General features: G+C 73.0%; 20 protein-coding genes. 10 read left to right on the top strand and 10 right to left on the bottom strand.

Features of this window, described 5'->3' with window-relative positions:
* Window positions 1–36: 36 nt before the first annotated feature.
* Entirely contained in the window at window positions 37–1,338 is a 1,302-nt protein-coding gene (locus tag AC6H2I_RS19330) for a solute carrier family 23 protein (protein WP_497502322.1), read from the bottom strand.
* A gap of 173 nt (window positions 1,339–1,511) precedes the next feature.
* Between AC6H2I_RS19330 and AC6H2I_RS19325 the strand changes: the two genes are divergently transcribed.
* Entirely contained in the window at window positions 1,512–1,997 is a 486-nt protein-coding gene (locus AC6H2I_RS19325) for a YchJ family protein (RefSeq protein ID WP_497502321.1), read from the top strand.
* Between the two features lie 218 nt (window positions 1,998–2,215).
* On the opposite strand, the gene infC is transcribed toward AC6H2I_RS19325, so the two are convergent.
* The gene (gene infC / locus AC6H2I_RS19320) at window positions 2,216–2,749 is read right to left on the bottom strand and encodes a translation initiation factor IF-3 (protein WP_497502371.1); all 534 of its coding nucleotides are present in this window, start codon (window positions 2,747–2,749) and stop codon (window positions 2,216–2,218) included.
* Between the two features lies 1 nt (window position 2,750).
* Window positions 2,751–3,083 (bottom strand): YkgJ family cysteine cluster protein, encoded by a 333-nt coding sequence (locus AC6H2I_RS19315; RefSeq protein ID WP_497502320.1) that lies wholly within the window; start codon window positions 3,081–3,083, stop codon window positions 2,751–2,753.
* A 261-nt stretch (window positions 3,084–3,344) separates the two neighbouring features.
* Here AC6H2I_RS19315 and AC6H2I_RS19310 point away from each other — a divergent pair, with 261 nt between their 5' ends.
* From AC6H2I_RS19310 to AC6H2I_RS19270, 9 genes are all read left to right on the top strand, one after another.
* A complete protein-coding gene (locus AC6H2I_RS19310) occupies window positions 3,345–3,950 on the top strand; it encodes a cold-shock protein (protein WP_497502319.1) in 606 nt (201 codons plus the stop codon).
* 375 nt (window positions 3,951–4,325) lie between these two features.
* Complete coding sequence (locus tag AC6H2I_RS19305; protein ID WP_497502318.1) at window positions 4,326–5,435, top strand: MHYT domain-containing protein; 1,110 nt, start codon at window positions 4,326–4,328, stop codon at window positions 5,433–5,435.
* Window positions 5,436–5,821: 386 nt separating this feature from the next.
* Window positions 5,822–6,685, top strand: a complete 864-nt coding sequence (locus tag AC6H2I_RS19300; protein ID WP_497502317.1) for an FAD binding domain-containing protein — start codon at window positions 5,822–5,824, stop codon at window positions 6,683–6,685.
* A gap of 10 nt (window positions 6,686–6,695) precedes the next feature.
* Window positions 6,696–7,196, top strand: coding sequence for a (2Fe-2S)-binding protein (locus AC6H2I_RS19295; RefSeq protein ID WP_497502316.1), 501 nt, complete (start codon window positions 6,696–6,698; stop codon window positions 7,194–7,196).
* Window positions 7,196–9,616, top strand: coding sequence for an aerobic carbon-monoxide dehydrogenase large subunit (locus tag AC6H2I_RS19290; RefSeq protein WP_497502315.1), 2,421 nt, complete (start codon window positions 7,196–7,198; stop codon window positions 9,614–9,616). The genes AC6H2I_RS19295 and AC6H2I_RS19290 overlap by 1 nt, the downstream gene beginning before the upstream one ends.
* Window positions 9,617–9,689: 73 nt before the next feature.
* Window positions 9,690–10,571 carry an AAA family ATPase gene (locus AC6H2I_RS19285; protein ID WP_497502314.1) on the top strand — a complete coding sequence of 294 codons (882 nt, stop codon included), beginning with the start codon at window positions 9,690–9,692 and terminating at the stop codon, window positions 10,569–10,571.
* 5 nt (window positions 10,572–10,576) lie between these two features.
* Window positions 10,577–11,731, top strand: a complete 1,155-nt coding sequence (locus AC6H2I_RS19280; RefSeq protein WP_497502313.1) for a vWA domain-containing protein — start codon at window positions 10,577–10,579, stop codon at window positions 11,729–11,731.
* A 3-nt stretch (window positions 11,732–11,734) separates the two neighbouring features.
* Complete coding sequence (locus tag AC6H2I_RS19275) at window positions 11,735–12,589, top strand: XdhC family protein (RefSeq protein WP_497502312.1); 855 nt, start codon at window positions 11,735–11,737, stop codon at window positions 12,587–12,589.
* A 23-nt stretch (window positions 12,590–12,612) separates the two neighbouring features.
* Window positions 12,613–13,221, top strand: a complete 609-nt coding sequence (locus AC6H2I_RS19270; RefSeq protein ID WP_497502311.1) for an SRPBCC family protein — start codon at window positions 12,613–12,615, stop codon at window positions 13,219–13,221.
* A gap of 15 nt (window positions 13,222–13,236) precedes the next feature.
* Here the strand turns inward: AC6H2I_RS19270 and AC6H2I_RS19265 are convergent, their stop codons facing one another.
* The 7 genes from AC6H2I_RS19265 to AC6H2I_RS19235 form a co-directional block, all read right to left on the bottom strand.
* Window positions 13,237–13,620: a COG4315 family predicted lipoprotein gene (locus tag AC6H2I_RS19265; protein ID WP_497502310.1), complete on the bottom strand. Its 384-nt coding sequence runs from the start codon at window positions 13,618–13,620 to the stop codon at window positions 13,237–13,239.
* A gap of 89 nt (window positions 13,621–13,709) precedes the next feature.
* A complete protein-coding gene (locus AC6H2I_RS19260; RefSeq protein ID WP_497502309.1) occupies window positions 13,710–14,474 on the bottom strand; it encodes an anti-sigma factor family protein in 765 nt (254 codons plus the stop codon).
* Window positions 14,471–15,001, bottom strand: a complete 531-nt coding sequence (locus AC6H2I_RS19255; RefSeq protein ID WP_497502308.1) for a sigma-70 family RNA polymerase sigma factor — start codon at window positions 14,999–15,001, stop codon at window positions 14,471–14,473. Before AC6H2I_RS19255 ends, AC6H2I_RS19260 begins: the two co-directional genes overlap by 4 nt.
* A gap of 40 nt (window positions 15,002–15,041) precedes the next feature.
* The gene (locus AC6H2I_RS19250; RefSeq protein ID WP_497502307.1) at window positions 15,042–16,517 is read right to left on the bottom strand and encodes a YncE family protein; all 1,476 of its coding nucleotides are present in this window, start codon (window positions 16,515–16,517) and stop codon (window positions 15,042–15,044) included.
* A 4-nt stretch (window positions 16,518–16,521) separates the two neighbouring features.
* Complete coding sequence (locus tag AC6H2I_RS19245) at window positions 16,522–16,962, bottom strand: DUF305 domain-containing protein (protein ID WP_497502306.1); 441 nt, start codon at window positions 16,960–16,962, stop codon at window positions 16,522–16,524.
* 94 nt (window positions 16,963–17,056) lie between these two features.
* Window positions 17,057–17,410, bottom strand: coding sequence for a DUF5368 domain-containing protein (locus AC6H2I_RS19240; protein WP_497502305.1), 354 nt, complete (start codon window positions 17,408–17,410; stop codon window positions 17,057–17,059).
* An 11-nt stretch (window positions 17,411–17,421) separates the two neighbouring features.
* Window positions 17,422–18,795, bottom strand: coding sequence for an NAD(P)/FAD-dependent oxidoreductase (locus AC6H2I_RS19235; protein ID WP_497502304.1), 1,374 nt, complete (start codon window positions 18,793–18,795; stop codon window positions 17,422–17,424).
* Between the last annotated feature and the right edge of the window lie 278 nt (window positions 18,796–19,073).

Below are 19,073 nucleotides of genomic sequence, written 5' to 3'. Positions count from 1 at the left end.
GCGCAGGCCGGGCCGGGCCGGGGCGGCGGGGCGGCGTCAGCCGTGGCTGGCCAGCACCGTCTCCACGTCGCCGCCGCTGCCGCGGCCGGGCAGGACGGCGTTGAGGACCACGCCGATCAGCGCCGACAGCGCCATCGACGAGATGGTGAAGCCCTCGGAGAACCGCAGTTCGGCCCCGCCGATGCCGATCACCAGGATGGTCGAGGCGATCAGCAGGTTGCGCTTGTTGCCCAGGTCGACCTTGCCCTCGATCAGGGTGCGGATGCCCGACGACGCGATGACCCCGAACAGGGCGATGGACACGCCCCCCATGACCGCGGTCGGGATGGTCTGCAGGAACGCGCTCAGCGTGCCGACGAAGCCCAGCACGATGGCGCACACCGCGGCGCCGGCGATGACCCAGGTGCTGAACACCCGGGTGATGGCCATGACGCCGATGTTCTCGCCATAGGTGGTGTTGGGCGGGCCGCCCAGCAGCGCGGCGACGCTGGTCGCCAGCCCGTCGCCGAGCAGGGTGCGGTGCAGCCCGGGCGCCGCCAGGAAGTTGCGGCCGACCACCCGGCTCAGCACGATCTGGTCGCCGATGTGCTCCGCCATGGTGACCAGCGCCACCGGGGCGACGATCACGATAACCGCCAGCGGCGCCACCCCCTCGGTCATGCCGGAGAACGCCAGGGCGAAGTCCGGCACCCGCAGCAGCGGCGCCGCCTGGAGCGGCGTGAGATCGACCATGCCGGCGGCGGCGGCGGCGGCGTAGCCGGTGAGGATGCCGAGCAGGATCGGCACCACCGTGAAGAAGCCCCGCAGCACCAGGGAATAGAAGAAGATGGCGCCCAGCGTGAACAGCGCCACCAGGAACTGGGCCAGGCTGTAGGGGCCGCCCGCCGCGGTGCCGGTGGCCATCTTGACCGCCACCCCGGCCAGCCCCAGGCCGATCACCACGATGACCGGGCCGACCACGACCGGCGGCAGCAGGTTGAGCAGCCAGCGCACCCCGAACACCCGGATCAGCGCGGCCACGGCCAGGTAGACCAGGCCGGCGACGAAGGCGCCGAGCAGCGCGCCGCCGGGGCCGCCGACCGCGGCGGCGGCCACCAGCGGTCCGATGAAGGCGAAGGAGGAGCCGAGATAGGCCGGCACGGTGAAGCCGGTGCACGCCAGATAGAGCAGCGTGCCGACGCCGCTGGTCACCAGCGCCACCGCCGGGTTGAGTCCGGTGAGCAGCGGCACCAGCACGGTGGCGCCGAACATGGCGAAGAGGTGCTGCACGCTGAGCAGCAACAGGGTCGCCGGTGCCGGACGCTCGTGCACGTCCAGCACCCGGTCGCGGGCGTTCATGGGGACCCCTTGTCCGAAGTGGTCGTCGTGACCGGTGTGGTCGCTTCGTCGACGGCAGGCCTACCCGCTTCCGGCGGAGGCGTCAAACGCGACGCGCCGCCGCCCCGGGGGGTTTGCCCCGGACCCGCGCTTGCGCTATGCAGGCGCTTCCATCACGGAGGTGTGTTGAATCCATGACCGACTGCCCCTGCGGGTCCGGCCGCGCCCTCGACGCCTGCTGCGGACCCTATCTCGCGGGCGCCACTCCGGCCCCCACGGCGGAGGCGCTGATGCGCTCGCGCTACGCGGCCTTCGCCACCGGGAACATCGACTACATCGAGGAGACCCTGCTGCCGGAGACCCGCGCCGATTTCAACCGCGCGGAGATCGCGCAGTGGGCGGCGGACAGCGAATGGACCGGGCTGGAGGTCCGCTCCGTCAGCGCGGGTGGCGAGACGGACGACGCGGGCGAGGTCGAGTTCGTCGCCCGGTTCCGCATGCAGGGCAAGGACTGCGTCCACCACGAAACCGGCCGCTTCGCCCGGCGCGACGGCCGCTGGTGGTACGTCGACGGGGTCATGGGACAGCGCCCGCGCAGCGCGCCGAAGGTCGGCCGCAACGACCCCTGCCCCTGCGGCAGCGGAAAGAAGTACAAGAAATGCTGCGGCGCCGCGGCGTAACCGCCGCACCCGTCACCTGCCAAAACGCCGGCAGCCAACCACCGACCGCCAATCGCCGACCGCCGAGCCCCGGTGGGGCACCGACCGCCGAGCCCCGGTGGGGCACCGACCGCCGAGCCCCGGTGGGGCACCGGCCGCCGGGCCCGAGAGAGGGCCGGGCCGGACCATGCCCGTGGGGGCGCCGTCGCGGCGCCCCCACGGCCCGGCCGGAGCGCGCGTCAGCGCGGCCCCAGCACCATGATCATCTGCCGACCCTCGAGCTTGGGCATCTGCTCGACCTTGGCCTTGTCGTCGAGGCCGTCGCGCACCCGCATCAGCACCTTCATGCCGAGGTCCTGGTGCGCCATCTCGCGTCCGCGGAAGCGCATGGTCACCTTGACCTTGTCGCCCTCTTCGAGGAATCGCGACGCCGCCCGCATCTTCACGTCGTAGTCGTGATCGTCGATGTTCGGGCGCATCTTGACCTCCTTGAGGTCGATGGTCTTCTGCCGCTTGCGCGCCTCGTTGGCCTTCTTCTGCTCCTCGAACTTGAACTTGCCATAGTCGAGGATCTTGCAGACAGGCGGTTCCGCCTGGGGGGCCACCTCGACCAGGTCGAGTTCGGCGTCCGCGGCGGCGTCGAAGGCGTCGCGCAGCGACACGATGCCCACCATCTCCCCGTCGGCGCCGACCAGGCGCACGGTGCGGGCCGTGATCTCGCGGTTGAGACGCGGTCCCTCGCGAACCGGGTCCTTGTCGTAGAGCTTGGCTATGTCACCCTCCTTCTATCGGTTTCGTCACTTGGTCCAGATCGAAAACTTGGTCCAGATCGAAATGGCGGCGCACCGCGTGGCAGGCCTCGCTGCCAGCGGCGAACTCGCGGCACACCAGGGGTCGCTCGTCGTAGACCCGGCACCACACGGACTCGCCGATGGTACCGGACAACGCGGAGCAGCGATCACCGTCACACCGCATGCGGCCGCCCTCGACGAGGTGCCGGGGAATGCCGTCGCCGTCGAACGGGCCGATGAACGCCGGCCACTCCCAGGAGAACGCGCAGCAGGCGCCGCACGCCTCGCAGTCCGGAACCCCGGCTGTCTCGCGCACCGACACCCCACCTCTTCGCCATCCATCATACGCGCCTGATATGGGGAACGGGTCACAAAAATTCCATAGGTCGGCCCGATTCCCCGCAAGTTCTTGATTCCCGTCGCTTCCCGCCCCCGCCGGCCGGCCGCGGCCGCCCTCCGCGGACGAATCATCGGGGTTAACGGAGAATTCGCGATTGCTTCCGGCCGGTTTTACATGCATCGTCTGCATAGCCGTTCCGGTGTGGGGCGGCGACGTCAGTGCTTTCATGGATCTTCGATGTACGATCGCTCGCCGCGCGGCGGTTTCCGCGCCTCTGCCCCCGAGATCACCCAGCGCAACATCACGGCCACGGTGAAGTGGTACAACCCCGACAAGGGGTTTGGCTTCGTCACCCCGGAAGACGGGTCCGCCGACGCGTTCCTGCATGCGTCCGCCGTCCAGTTCTCCGGCCATGATGCGCTCCCCGAGGGCACGACTGTCGTGTGCGACCTGTCGCGCGGTCCGAAGGGCCCGCAGGTGGCCGCTCTCCATTCGGTCGACACCTCGACCGCCACGGGTGATCGTCCGCGCCCCGCGCGCAGCGGCGGCTCCTTCGGCGGCCAGCGCCGCGGCGGCTGGGATGACGGCGGCGGCTACGGCGGCGGCGGCGGCGGCGGCGGTGGGGAATCCAGCGGCGAGGTCGTCGACGGCACCGTCAAGTGGTTCAACGCCACCAAGGGCTTCGGCTTCATCGCCCCGGACAGCGGCGGCAAGGACGTGTTCGTGCACGTCAAGGCCATCGAGCGGTCCGGCCTGAGCGGCCTGGCGGACGGCGAGCGCGTCCGCATCACGGTGCGCCAGGGCATGAAGGGCCCCGAGGCGGAGCGCGTCGAGCTCGCCTGATCGGCGCCACAGCCCATGGGTCGAGGGACGCCCGCAACGCGGGCCGTTCCGGGCCGGATTGGGTGCGCACGATCGCACGAGCATGATCGCGACCATCGGTTCACCGGGCCTCCGGTGACGCGCAGGGCGGCTTCGGCCGCCCTGTTTCGTTGTGCCGGTCCGGCTTCGGCCGCCGGACGTCGCTGCCCTTCCGCGCGCCGCGGTCGGCACATCGCCCTTGGCACCCCCAGGCAAATGCGCCATTTATTGATTGGCCTGCGGGATTGTTGGCGCCACCCCGCTCCCGCCGGGACTCCCGGGTCCCGGTGACACGGCACAACGGCGCCATGGGAGGAGACCGGGCTGATCGGGCGCTACGATCCGACGCTCGTCCTGTTGTCGGTCTTGCTGGCGGTCCAGGGGGCCTATGTCAGCCTCGTGCTCGCCCGCAGCATCGCCGTGGAGACGGGGTTCCGGCGCCGGCTGACGCTGGCGGCGGCGGCGTTCGTCCTCGGCACCGGCATCTGGACCATGCATTTCGTCGGCATGCTGGCCCTCAGGCTGCCGGTCGAGATCCAGTACGACCTGCTGCTCACCCTGGTGTCGGCCTTGGCGGCGATCCTGGCGGTCGGCGTGTCGGTGGTGCTCGCCGCCTCCGGTCCGGCCGGGCTGGGGCGGCTGGCGCTCGCCTCCCTGGCCATGGGTCTGGGGATCGCCACCATGCACTACCTCGGCATGGCGGCGATCAGCGTCCACGGCGCCATGCGGCACGCCCCGGCCGTCGTCGCGGCGTCGGTGGCGATCGCGGTCGCCGCCGCCTTCCTGTCTCTGTGGCTGGCGTTCGGACGCGGCCGCAAGCCGCCGCTGGTGCTGGCCGCCGTGGCGATGGCGCTGGCCATCTCGGGCATGCACTACACGGCGATGTGGGCGGTGACCTTCGGCCCGGCCGGCCACGCCGCCCTGGCGGCGGCATCGCCCGCCGACTCGCCGGTTCTCCCCGCGGAGGCGCTGGCCATCGTCGTCGCCGTGGTGGCGTTCCTCATCTCCTCCGCCTTCCTGCTGGCGCTGGTCCCCGACCGGGCGGCGATGCCCCCATCCTCGGGCCTGGCACCGGGCGACCCGGCGCCGGGCGACTCGGAACCGGGCTCGGTCGCGCCGGCCGGTGCCGCCGCCGGCGACGACCGGATTCCCGCCCTGCGCAACGGCGTCACCGTTCTGCTGCGGCCCGCCGACATCCTCTACGTCACGGCCGATGCCCACTACACCCATCTCTACGACGGCACCGACACCTATTTCTGCGGCCTGTCCATCTCCGACCTGGAGCGTCGCCTCGACCCCGCGCGCTTCCTGCGCGTGCACCGCAGCCACATCGTCAGCAAGGCGGCCGTCGCCGGCTTCCGCCGGCACGGAAGCCACGGTCTGGTGCGCCTCTCCTGTTCGCCGCCGCGCGAGGTGCCGGTCAGTCGCGGCCGCATCCTCTCGGTGCAGCAGGCGCTCGGCGTCTGACAGCGCAGACATCCGTGCGCATCCGATTGTGGCAACGCAACGTTGATCGGGGCGGGGTCGACGTGGAGGTCCGCCCCGGCCCGCTCTGGCCGGGCACGGGCACCCGCGACCTGCATCGAGGCCAGCGACGGCGCCGACCATGTCCGGGCCTGACGCTGACCCACGGCGGCGGCACCATCGAGCTCACCGGGGGTCCCCCCGGCGCCTTCAACGCCGCCTGGCTCGTCTGACGTACACGTACACCCCGGGCGCCGTTCGTTCGTTCGTGCAGCCGGCCTGCCCGTTCGTGCAGCGGCCGTCCCCGCCTCCCCCTTCCGGCGCGATGATCGGCGCAACAAGCAATGCGTCGACCCAACAACGTCGGCGCCAGGAGGAGGAGGCGACAGGTGATTCCCGGACGCTACGACTACCACCGGCCGTCCAGCGTGGCCGAGGCGGTGGCCCTGCTGGCCACGCTGGGCGAGGACGCGCGGGTCCTGGCCGGCGGCCACAGCCTGATCCCCATGATGAAGCTGCGCCTCGCCCAGCCCTCGGCGCTGGTCGACATCGCCCGCATCCCCGACCTCAAGGCGATCCGGCGCGACGGCGACACGCTGGTGATCGGCGCCGCCGTCACCCAGCAGGAGCTGATCGCCTCCGATCTGCTGGGCTCCGCCTGCCCCATCCTGGCCGAGGCGGCGCGGACGATCGCCGATCCCCAGGTGCGCGCCTGCGGCACCGTCGGCGGCAACGTCGCCAACGGTGACCCCGGCAACGACCTGCCCGCCCTGATGCAGTGCCTGGACGCGGCCTACACCGCGGCCGGGCCGGCCGGCACCCGCACCCTGTCCGCCCGCACCTTCTACGAGGGCGCCTACGTGACCGCGCTGCACCCCGGCGAGATCGTCACCGAGGTGCGCATCGCCGTGCCGCCGGCCGGCCACGGCTGGGCGTACGAAAAGCTGAAACGCAAGGTCGGCGACTACGCCACGGCGGCGGCCGCGGTGGTGCTGACGCGCCCCGGCGGCACCATCGCCAGCGCCGCGGTGGCGCTGACCAACCTCGGCGACACGCCGCTCTTCGTCGCGGCCGCCGGGGACGCCCTGCTGGGCACCAGCGGCGACGCCGCGGCGGCGGCACGGGCCGCCGAGATCGCCGGCGCCGTGATGCAGCCGGCCAGCGACGGCCGGGGTCCGGCCGCCTACCGCACCGCCGCCGGCGCCGTCATCGTCCGCCGCGCCATCGCCACCGCGCTGGCCCGCGCCGCCTGAGAGGTTCCCCATGGCCCGACGCACCGTGTCCCTGACCGTGAACCGCACGCCGGTCACCGCCGAGGTCGAGGACCGCCTCCTCCTCGTCCACCTGCTGCGCGAAACCCTGAACCTCACCGGCCCGCACGTGGGCTGCGACACCGGCCACTGCGGCGCCTGCACCGTCGACCTCGACGGCCGCTCGGTGAAGGCCTGCACCGTGTTCGCCGTCCAGGCCGACGGTGGCGCGGTGCTGACCATCGAAGGCATGGCGGCGGCCGACGGCACGCTGCACGCGCTGCAGACCGCGTTCCGCGACGCCCACGGCCTGCAATGCGGGTTCTGCACCCCGGGGATGATCACCCGGGCGTACCGGCTGCTCCAGGAGAACCCGGACCCGACGGACGCCGAGATCCGCATGGGCATCGCCGGCAACCTGTGCCGCTGCACCGGCTACCAGAACATCGTCAAGGCGATCCGCCAGGCGGCCGACGCCCTCACCGCCGCCCAGCAACTGGAGGCCGCAGAGTAATGAACGACATGACCGTGCCGCGCGAGGAGCGCGAGGCCAACCTGAAGGGCATCGGCTGCGCGCGGCGCCGCACCGAGGACGCCCGGTTCATCCAGGGCAAGGGCACCTACGTCGACGACGTCAAGCTGCCGGGCATGCTGCACGGCGACTTCGTGCGCAGCCCCTACGCCCACGCCCGCATCAGATCCATCGACGCCACGGCGGCGCTGGCCCTGCCCGGCGTCAAGGCGGTGCTGACGGCGGCCGACCTGAAGCCGCTCGGCCTCCACTACATGCCGACCCTGGCCGGCGACGTCCAGGCGGTGCTGGCCGACGAGAAGGTGCTCTACCAGAACCAGGAGGTCGCCTTCGTCATCGCCGAGGACCGCTACATCGCGGCCGACGCGGTCGAACTGGTGGAGGTCGAGTACGAGGACCTGCCGGTCCTGGTCGATCCCTTCCAGGCCATGGCCGAAGACGCCCCGGTGCTGCGCGAGGACCTCGCCGGCAAGACCGAGGGGGCGCATGGGGCGCGGCGCCACCACAACCACATCTTCACCTGGGACGTCGGCGACCGGGCCGGCACCGACGACGTCTTCGCCGCCGCACCGGTGACGGTGAAGGAGCTGATCTCCTACCACCGCACCCACCCGAGCCCGCTGGAGACCTGCGCCGCTGTCGCCTCGATGGACAAGATCCGCGGCGAGCTGACCCTGTGGGGCACCTTCCAGGCGCCCCACGTCATCCGCACCGTCGCCTCCATCCTGTCCGGCATCCCCGAGCACAAGGTGCGGGTCATCGCCCCCGACATCGGCGGCGGCTTCGGCAACAAGGTCGGCGCCTACCCCGGCTACATCTGCGCCGTCGTCGCCTCGATCGTGCTGGGGGTGCCGGTGAAATGGGTGGAGGACCGCATCGAGAACCTCTCCACCACCTCCTTCGCCCGCGACTACCACATGACCTGCGAGCTGGCGGCGACCGAGGACGGCCGGCTGCTCGGCCTGCGCGCCCACGTGCTGGCCGATCACGGCGCCTTCGACGCCTGCGCCGACCCCACCAAGTTCCCCGCCGGGTTCTTCAACATCTGCACCGGCAGCTACGACATTCCCGTCGCCCATCTGACGGTCGACGGCGTCTACACCAACAAGGCGCCGGGCGGCGTCGCCTACCGCTGCTCCTTCCGCGTCACCGAAGCGGCGTACATGATCGAGCGGGCGATGGACATCCTGGCCCGGCGTCTCGGCATGGACCCGGTGGCGCTGCGCCTGAAGAACTTCATCCAGCCGGACCAGTTTCCCTACCGGTCGGCGCTGGGCTGGGAGTACGACAGCGGCAACTACCCCGCCGCCATGGCCAAGGCGGTGGCGGCGGTCGACTACGGCGCCCTGCGCGCCGAGCAGGCGGTCCGGCTGGAGGCCTTCCGGCGCGGCGAGACGCGCACGCTGATGGGCATCGGCGTGTCGTTCTTCACCGAGATCGTCGGGGCCGGGCCAAGCCGCAACTGCGACATCCTGGGCGTCGGCATGTTCGACAGCGCCGAGATCCGCATCCACCCCACCGGGTCGGTGATCGCCCGCATGGGCACCAAGAGCCAGGGCCAGGGCCACGAGACCACCTACGCCCAGATCATCGCCACGGAGTTGGGCATCGACGCCGACCTCATCGCCATCGAGGAGGGCGACACCTCCACCGCCCCCTACGGGCTCGGCACCTACGGCTCGCGCTCCACACCGGTGGCCGGCGCGGCCACGGCGGTGGCGGCACGCAAGATCCGCGCCAAGGCCCAGATGATCGCCGCCCACCTGCTGGAGGTCCACGACAACGACCTGGAGTGGGACGTCGACCGCTTCCGCGTCAAGGGCCTGCCCGAGACGTTCAAGACCATGAAGGAGATCGCCTGGGCCGCCTACAACGCGCCGCCACCCAACCTGGAGCCGGGGCTGGAGGCGACCAGCTACTACGACCCGCCCAACATGACCTATCCGTTCGGCGCCTATGTCTGCGTGATGGACATCGACGTCGACACCGGGGTGGCCGTCGTGCGCCGCTTCTACGCGCTGGACGACTGCGGCACCCGGATCAACCCGATGATCATCGAGGGCCAGGTGCACGGCGGCCTGACCGAGGGCTACGCCATCGCCATGGGCCAGGAGATCGCCTACGACGAGACCGGCAACGTGAAGAACGCCAGCTTCCTGGACTTCTTCATCCCCACCGCGGTCGAGACGCCGGAATGGGAGACCGACTTCACCGTCACCCCCTCGCCCCACCACCCGATCGGCGCCAAGGGGGTGGGCGAAAGCCCCAACGTCGGCAGCGTGCCCTGCTTCTCCAACGCGGTGAACGACGCCTTCGCCCCCTTCGCGCTGGGCCACATCCAGATGCCCCATGACGCGTGGCGGATCTGGGCCGCGGCGGAACGGGCGGGGCTGCATGGCTAGTCCCGGCGCGCCCTCTCCCGGGATGGGAGAGGGCGGCCGGAGCGGCACCGCCCTGCCCCGTCCCGGACCCCCCATGAGCATCGCCACCGACGCCATCGCCCAGGGACTGCGCGGCGCCGGCTACATCGCCGACGACTCGCTGGCCCTGGCGCTGGCGCTGATGGACCACCTGAGCCGCCCCCTGCTGCTGGAGGGCGAGGCGGGGGTCGGCAAGACCGAGGTCGCCAAGGCGCTGGCGGCGGTCCACCAGGCGCCGCTGATCCGCCTCCAGTGCTACGAGGGGCTGGACGCCTCCGGCGCCCTCTACGAATGGAACTACCAGCGCCAGCTCATCGCCATCCGCGCCCATGAGGGGCGCGGCGCCGACGCCGACGCGGTGGAACGCCACGTCTTCTCCGAGGCCTTCCTGCTGGAGCGGCCGCTGCTGGCGGCGATCCGCTCGCCGGTTCCCGCGGTGCTGCTGATCGACGAGGTGGACCGCGCCGACGAGGCCTTCGAGGCCTTTCTGCTGGAGGTGCTGTCGGAGTTCCAGGTCACCGTGCCGGAGCTGGGCACCATCACCGCGCGCACCGTGCCCCGGGTGGTGCTGACCTCCAACGGCACGCGCGAGCTGTCGGACGCCTTGCGCCGGCGCTGCCTCTACCACTGGATCGACTACCCCGACGAGGGGCGCGAGGCGCAGATCCTGCTGGCCCGCCTGCCCGGGATCGACGGGGCGCTCGCCCACGCCGTCGCCCGCTTCGTGGCCCGCATCCGCCGCGAGGACCTGCGCAAGGTGCCGGGCGTGGCCGAGACGCTGGACTGGGCCGGCGCCCTGATGGGGCTCGGCATCGCCGATCTTCGCGCCGCGCCGGAGGCGCTGCACGCCACCCTGCTCTGCCTGCTGAAGACCCGGGAGGACCGCGCCGCCGTGGCGCCGGAGCTGGCGGCCAAGATCGCCGCGCGGGCGGGGTGAGACCGATGGACGCCCCGCGCCGCCGTCTCGCCGGCTTCCTCGCCGTGCTGCGCCGCAACGGCTTCCCCGTCGGCCCGGCGGAAGCGGCGGACGCGCTGCGCGCCATGGCCGCCCTCGACCTGGGGCGCCCGGCCCCGCTGCGCCAAGCGCTGCGCCACCTGCTGTGCGGGCGGCGCACGGAGTGGCAGCGTTTCGACGCCCTGTTCGACGCCCACTGGCTGGGCCACGGCGTGCGCCAGGCCGTCCGGGTGGCGGGCGCGCCGCCGCCGTCCAGCCGCGGCACCCGCACGCTCATGGACCTGGCCGCGCCGGCCGGCGCCCCCAACGGCCTGCCCGACCGGGTCGAGCGCGGGCGCGACACGGGAACCCCGGCCGAAGGCGGCCGGCGCGGCGGGGCGGCGGAGGCGGACTCGGTGGAGCGGCGCGACCTGCGCACCCTGCGCGACCCGGAGGAGCTGGCCCGCGCCCACGCCCTGGCCGAGCGGCTGGCCCGGCGCATGCTCGCGACCGTGACCCGCCGCATGCGCAAGGCCAGGGAGGGCCGCGTCCTCGACCTGCGGGCGACCATCCGCCGCTCGATCGGCCGCGGCGGCGAGCCCCTCGACCGGCTGTTCCGCCGCCCCCGGCCGCAGCCCCTGGGGGTGGTGCTGATCCTCGACGTGTCCGGCTCGATGGAGCCCTACACCGCCTTCTTCGTGCGCTTCATGCACGCCGTGCTGTGCCACCTGCGCCGGGCCGAGGCCTTCGTCTTCCACACCCGGCTGATCCACGTGTCGCCGGCGCTCGCCGACCGCGACCCGGGACGCGCCGTGGACCGGCTGGCGCTGATCGCCCGGGGCTGGTCCGGCGGCACGCGCATCGGCGACTGCCTCGCCACCTTCAACCGGGAGCACGCCGCCCGGGTGGTCGACGGGCGCACCGCGGTGATCGTGTTCTCCGACGGCTACGACACCGGCGACCCGGCGCGGCTGGGGCGGGAGATGGCCGCCCTGCGCCGCCGCACCCGGCGCATCGCCTGGCTCAACCCCATGGCCGGCCGGCGCGGCTACACGCCCGACGCCGCCGGCATGCGGGCCGCCCTGCCCCACGTCGACCTGTTCGCACCGGCCCATTCCCTGGACAGCCTGTGCGCGCTGGAACCGTACCTCGCGAGGATCTGAGCCATGAGCGGAAGCCACACCGCCGCAGCGCCCCACGACCCCCACGCCTGGATCGCCGCCCTGACCGACGCCGGCACGCCCTTCGTGGTGGCCACCGTGGTGCGCACCGTCGCCGCCACCGCCGCCAAGGCCGGGGCCAAGGCGGTGGTCACCGGCGACGGGGCGATCCACGGCTGGGTCGGCGGCGGCTGCGCCCAGGGCGCGGTGCGCCGCGCCGCCGCGCAGTGCCTGGGCGACGGCCAGGCCCGCCTGATCTCGGTGGTGCCGTCCGACGAGATCGAGGAGGCCCGCCGCCAGGGCGGGCTGCTGCAGCCCGGGCGCGAGTACCACCGCAGCCACTGCCCGTCCGGGGGCACACTGGACATCTTCCTGGAGCCCATGCTGCCACGGCCGATGCTGGTGGTGGCCGGGCTGTCGCCGGTCGGGCTGGCGGTGGCCGACCTCGGCCGGCGCACCGGCTTCGCGGTGGCCGTGGTGGCCGACCAGGCCGAGGCCGCGGCGCTGCCCGCCGGCCTGCGCCACGCCACCGGGTTCGCCGCCCTGCCCGCCAACGCCGAGCGCTGGGTGGTGGTCGCCACCCAGGGCCGCGGCGACCAGGAGCGGCTGAAGGAGGCGCTGGAGGCCGGCGAGCGGCGCGTCGCCTTCGTCGCCAGCCGCGCCAAGTGGGCCGCCCTGCGCGGCTGGCTGGCCGAGGACGGCGTTCCGGCGGAGGCGCTGGACCGGGTCAAGGCACCGGCCGGACTCGACCTTGGCGCCATCACCCCGGACGAGATCGCCCTGTCGATCCTGGCCGAGATCGTCCAGGACCGCCGCCGCACGGACGCCCGGGCGGCGGCGTGCCCGTCGGCCGCCGCCTGATCCCCCGACCCGAGGAGCCCCCCATGGAGATGACCGGTGACGAGCGGATCGCCGCACCGCGCGACGCGGTGTACGCCGCGCTGAACGACCCGGAGATCCTGCGCGATTGCATCCCTGGCTGCCGCAGCCTGGAGAAGACCGCCGACGACGCGATGACGGCCACCGTCCAGCTCGCCGTCGGCCCGGTGAAGGCGACGTTCCAGGGCGCGGTGACCCTGTCCGACCGCGATCCGCCGCGCGGCTACACCATCCGCGGCGAGGGCAAGGGCGGGCCGGCCGGCTTCGCCAAGGGCAGCGCGGCGGTCACCCTGGAGGAGGCGGACGGCGGCGCCGCCACCGTGCTGCGCTACGCGGTCAAGGCGGATGTCGGCGGCAAGCTGGCGCAGCTCGGCGGGCGGCTGATCGACTCCACCGCGCGCAAGCTGGCCGGCGAGTTCTTCACCCGGTTCGGGGCCCGGGTCGGCCGCGCGCCGGACGCGGGCGCCCCGACGGCCGGCGGCCCGGCCGCGGTCGCCACCGCGACGCCCTCCGCACGGACGACCGCCGGCACCCTGTGGAACCCGCGGGTGCTGGCGGTCTCCGCCGGCGGCGTGCTGCTGCTGCTGCTCGCCGCCCTGCTCCTGTCACGGTAGGCGGCGGATGCCGGGTTACGGCGTGGCGACGTGCCAGGTGTTGTTCAGGAAGCCGTCGCCGGTGATGTCGCCGGGCTTCTTGTCGTTCTTCCAGGTGTAGAGCGGGCGGCCCTTGTAGGCCCACTGGGCCGTGCCGTCGCCGCGGGCGACGACGGTGTAGTCGGCGCCGCCGGACGCGCCGGGTGCGGCGAGCAGGGGCGGCCAGTTCACCGCGCAGGGACCGGAACAGGCGGACTGCCCGCCGGTGTCCTTGTCGAACACGTAGAGGGTCATGCCCTTGGCGTCGACCAGCGTCATGCCCTTGGCGGTGTCGCCGATCCTTGTCGGGGCGTCGGCGGCGAACGCCGTGGCGGCGACGAGGAAGGCGGCGGCGAGCAACGGATGGGTAATGGCGTGCATGGTACTTCTCCTTCGGCCGACATCGGCCGAAGGAGTGACGCCGGCGGGCGCCGGATATTCCCGGCGCCGGAAAATTTCGCCGCTCCGGCTCATCCGATCTGCCGGCGCACGGTGTCGGCGATCGGGTGAAGCACCGCCGCCGCGGGCGGGCCGACGAGGCTGTAGCCGATCCCGTCCGCCGACCAGGCGAAGCCGGTCAGCGCTCCGCGCGTGTGCTGCGACATCGGCGTGTCGCGGTCGCTCGCCATGGGGCGCACCAGCATCACCAGGCGCGTGCCACGGTCGTCGTCGTACATGAAAAGGACGGCCGGTCCATGCGGCGTCGCCACCAGGCGCCCACCCATGAAGCGGTAGCCCGCCGCCGACAGGTCGGGGACGCTCACCGGCCGCCGCAGACGGTGCGACGCCCAGGCCACCAGTTCGGCCCGCTCGGCGTCGCGCAGCTCGACCGGCCGGGCGCGGTCCGGCACGTAGACGCGGTAGCTGTCCGCCGCCTCGGCGGCCAGCGCCGCGATGCCCTCCCGCGGTGGGCCGAGCGCCGTGTTCAGCGACCAGCCGCCGATGCCACCGGCGACCAGCAGAAGCACCGCGGCGGCGGCCTGGCGCCACCACGCCAGACGCACCCGCCGCGCGTCGACCAGCCGGGCGAGGTTGAGCTCCGGCGGGACCGGCTCCTCGGCCACGGGGGCGAGCATCGCCCTGAGGTCGTCGCGCTGCGCCCGGTAGAGCGCCACCCGCCGGGCCACCTCGGGATGGGCATCGAGATAGGCCCCCACGTCGGCCTGTCGCCGGGCGTCGAGCGCCCCGTCGACGTAGGCGTGGAGATCGTCCTCGGAGATCGGCGGCACGCTCATTTGACACTCCGCAAAGGCACGCCCTTGGGGACGCGCGTCTCGCCGTCGTCCTCGACGGCCCGCAACAGCTTCTCGCGCGCCCGGGCCAGGCGCGACATGACGGTGCCGATGGGGATGCCCAGCACCGCCGCCACCTCGGCGTAGGACAGGTCCTCCACCGACACCAGCAGGAGGACGCTGCGCTGCTCCGCCGACAGGGTGGCGAGCGCCCGGCCCAGATCGCGGTAGCGCAGCGCCGCCTCCTGGGTCGGCGGCCGCGCCAGCAGGGCCTCGTCGGCGTCGTCGACCGCCACCTCCTCGCGGCGGCGCCGGATGTCGCGCTGGCGGTTGACCGCGAGGTTGTGGAGGATCGCGAACATCCAGGTGCGGACGCTGGCGTCACGGCGCCACTGGTGCCAACGGGAGATGGCGCGCTCGAGGCAGTCCTGGACGAGGTCGTCGGCGGCCGCACGGTCCCGGGTCAGGGACCGCGCGTAGCGCCGCAGCGCCGGGATCACCGGCTCGATCAGCCGCATCATGTCGCTCATGGCCGGCCGTCCGGCGGCGCGGCGCGCGGGGCCCCACCGGTCACCGGACCTGGACCTGGACTTGGACCTGGACCGGCGCCCCCGGCTCATCGGCGGTTCCCGCGGCGATGACCAGGAAGCGCTTCGGCGTCTGGGCGTCGCCCTGCACGATCTGGCGGATCGGCCCGACGGCGTTGACGATGGCCGCCCCCGCCGGGTTGGTCATGAAATCGGAGAGCGGCTGCAGCGGACCGCCGCCGTCGGGGCGCGCCGCCAGCGCGAGCACGTAGGGCCTCGCCGGCTCCAGGCCGCTCACCGAAGCCTGCAGCACCTGCGACAGGCCCTGGTCGAAGAGGGCAACGCTGGTGGCCGGCGTGGCCGCCGCCCCCTCCCGGCCGGCCGGGGCCGCCAGCTCGAAGCGCGCCGCCGCGCCGGCGGTGCCGAGTGGCTGCAGGTTCTGCAGCCCGTCGCCGTCGGGCACGGCGTTCGGGACATAGGTGAGGGCCTGCGGCGCCTGGCCGATGGGAACGGTGGCGACGACGCTGTTGGAGGCGGTGTCGATCACGGCGAGGGCATCGTCGTTCTCCAACCCGACGTAGATCCGGCTGCCGTCGCCGGACGGCCACAGGCCGTGCGGCAGCCGGCCGACGGGAATGGTCGCGACCGGCGAGAAGTCGTCGGTGCGGAACACCTTGACCTGGTTCAGCCCGCCCACCGTCACGTAGGCGAAGGTGCCGGACGGTGTGCGCGCGATGTTGACGTGGTTGGTGATCGGCCCGGTGTCGAGCGTGCGCAGCACGCCGAACGGCGGCCGGGCGTCGAACACCATGGTCCGGCCCACGTCCTTCAGGGTCAGCCACACCTGGCCGCCGTCGGGCGTCGCCGCGATGTCGGGGCAGAACGGGCTCTCCTGCTTCACCCGGCCGATGATGGAATGGTCGGCCGTCGCGATCACCACCGTCTCCGGCGTGAAGGACGAGCACACGTAGCCGTAGCGGCCGTCCGGCGAGAAGATCTGCATGCCCGGTCCGGGAGGAACCGGGATGCGCGCCGTCTCGCGGTAGGTGGTGCCGTCGAGGACGGCGACGTAGTCCTCGCCGCGGACGGTCACCCAGACCTCGCGCCCGTCGGGCGTGAAGAAGGCCTCGTGGGGCGACCGGCCGACATAGGTCGTGTGCTTGACCGTGTTGGTGGCGGTGTCGATGAAGCTCACCGCGTTGCTGCCGACGGAGACGACGGCGAGCGTCCGGTGGTCGGGCGAGAAGCCCATGCCGTGCACCAGCACCTGCCCGCGGTAGAGCGGGCTCAGGTTGCGCGGCTGCGGTTCGCCCAGGCGGATGAGGCCGAGCAGCCGGTTGTCGGCGGGGTCGGTGACCGAGACCGTGTTCGAGAACTGTTCGGCGGCGTAGACGCGGTCGCGGTGGCTCACCGGGACATCGGGTGCGGCGGCGGCGCCGGGAACCTGGCCGGCCAGGGCGACCGACGAGGACAGAAGTGCTGCGGCCAGCAGCGGCAGGGAGCGCAGATTCCGAGTCATCGTCCTACTCCCCGTCCGGATGGAGCCGGCCGCCGGACGCGCCGACCGGGCTTTCGGCAACGGCGAGCCGCATGGCGGCGATTTCCTGGCGCTGGGTGACGATGATCTCCTGGGCCAGCCGCTTCAACCGCTCGTCCTGCCCGAAGCGGAGAAAGATCAGTGCCATGTCGACGGCACCCTGGTGGTGGGGCACCATCATCGCGACGAAGTCGCGGTCGACGTCGCCCGTGGGGGCCACCGCCATGGCCTCCATCATCGCCGCCATGGCCCCGTCGTTGGCGGTGAGAAAGGCGGCGTCCGGACCGCCGCGCGCCGGCTCCGCGCCATGGGACGGCGGATGGTCCGCGGCGTCGTGGGCGGCCAGCGGCAGCGCCGCCGTGGCGCCGACGGCGATCACGGCGGCACAGCCGGCCGCGCGAAGGGTCGACCGGTGGGGAAGAACCATGGGGACTGCTCCGGGGGTGGTGTCCTGTCCCCGGTGTGGACCCCGTTCCCGCCCGATTATTCCCGAGCGGTCGGCGTTTTCCCGTGCGGGCGCGTCAGCGGTGGGAGGACCGCCATGCCGCCAGCCCCTGCACGGCGTAGGCGAGCACGGTGCCGCCGACCAGCCCCGCCCCCCAGATGACACCGATCAGCAGCCAGTCGACGGGGCCGCCGGCGTCGGTGAAGCCGGAGTGGGTCACCGTCGCCATTAGCCACAGCGCGGCGAAGCCGCCCAGCACGCCCACCGCCTCCGAACGCACCAGCCGCCGGCTGGCGAGCTGGCGCTCGTGCAGGAGCACCGCGGCCAGACCGGCCAAGCCGGTCGCCGCCGCGCCGGCGACCAGCCACAGCAGCGGCCCCATCATCTCCTGCAGCACCGCCAGGATCACCAGGGGTTCGAGGTCCTGCATGGTCGTCTCCCTCAGGCTTGGCCGCGCAGCATCGCCATGTAGGTCGGCTTGAGCGCGATGGTCTTCATCACCCAGGTGACCCACAGCTCCTCCAGCGGGGCGATCACCCCGGGGAAGGAGGGCGTGAGGTTGTTGTCGTAGTCGAACTCCACCAGCATGGCCCGGCCCAGCCGGGTTATCAGCGGGCACGAGGTGTAGCCGGTGTAGACGAGGTCCGAGGTTCCTCCGGCGAGGTCGGCGACGAGGTGGTCGACCGCCACCGGCACCTGCCACTTGACGCTGGCCGCGGTCTTGCCCTTGGGCACGCCGGCGACGTCGCCCACCGCGAAGACGTTGGGGTAGCGGGCGTGGCGCAGGGTGGCCTTGTCCACCTCGATCCAGCCGTCGCCGGCCCAGGGACCGCTCTGCCAGCGCAGGGCGCTGTCGCGCACCGCCGCCGGGGCGCGCATGGGCGGGATCACGTTGACGAAGTCGTAGCCGATCTCTGCCGGACCCGACGGGGTGGCGAAGGTGGCGACCCTGCGGCCGGGGTCGATGGCGGTCATCACGTGGTCGTGGACCACCTCGACGCCGCGGTCGCGGAACAGCATCCGGACCTTCTCGGCGACGATGGGAACGCTGAACAGGGACGCGGTGTGGGCGGCGTAGACCAGCCGGGCGCGGCCGCGGGTGCCGTGGCGGCGCAGCCGGTCGTCGGTGATGAAGGCGTATTTCAGCGGGGCGCCGGCGCACTTCATCTCGGTGGCCGGCCGGCCGAACAGGCCGACCCCGCCGCGCTCCACGAAGCGGGCCATCGCGCCCCATGTCGCGGCCGCGGCGTCCGGCCCGCCATAGACGCTGCCCAGCCCGTCCCTGCCGATGAGCGCCGTGTCCATGCCCTCGATCGCCGTGTAGTCGAGCTGCAGGCCGGTGGCCACGACCAGGGCGTCGTAGGCGATGCGGCGGCCGCGGTCGGTGACCACGGCCTTGCCCTCGGGGTCGAACTCGGCGACCCGCTCCTCCACCCGGTCGACCCCGGGCGCCACATGGTCGGCGGTGGCCGACACCACGTAGCCCCGGGGCTTCAGGCCGGCGCCGACCAGGGTGAAGCCGGGCTGGTAGAAATGCTCCCGGCGGTCGTCGACCAGGATGATCGTGGCGCCGTCGAGCCGGGCGGCCAGCCGTGCCGCGGTGGCCAGCCCGGCGGCCCCGGCACCGGCGATGACGATGCGCGCGGCGGTCCGCACCCGTCCGCCGGGCGGCGCCGGCGCGGCCATGGCGGGCGGTGCCGCCAGCGTGGCACCGGCGGCACCCGCGGCGAGGCCCGCGGCGGCGGCGGCGGAAAGGGCGAGCAGGGTGCGCCGGTCCATCGGCGCGGCCGCATCGTCCGGGTGACGGGATCTCATGGGCTGGCCTCCTCCGCCGTGACGACGCCATGGCGCAGACCTGTCCGGCGCGCCCGCGCCGCCGGTCGTCACCCTTGCTCCGCCTACCATATTACCGTTTTGTGATGTTCGCGTTGACCCATCGCAATCGCCGGCGCCGGGCGTGCCCGGAGGGCGCGGGAACGCCGGCTTGACCGCCCCTGAATTCCCAGGCATGCTTTGTTGCAGAGCAACAATAAAACTCGTGCCCCGCAGGATTGTGGACGGAGGGATCGGCGGCCAGTCAAGGCCCGCCGCCG

Source organism: Azospirillum sp. NS33 (assembly GCF_059703765.1).
Note: the sequence above shows the minus strand (reverse complement) of the source record. Positions and strands in the feature narration are given on the sequence as shown.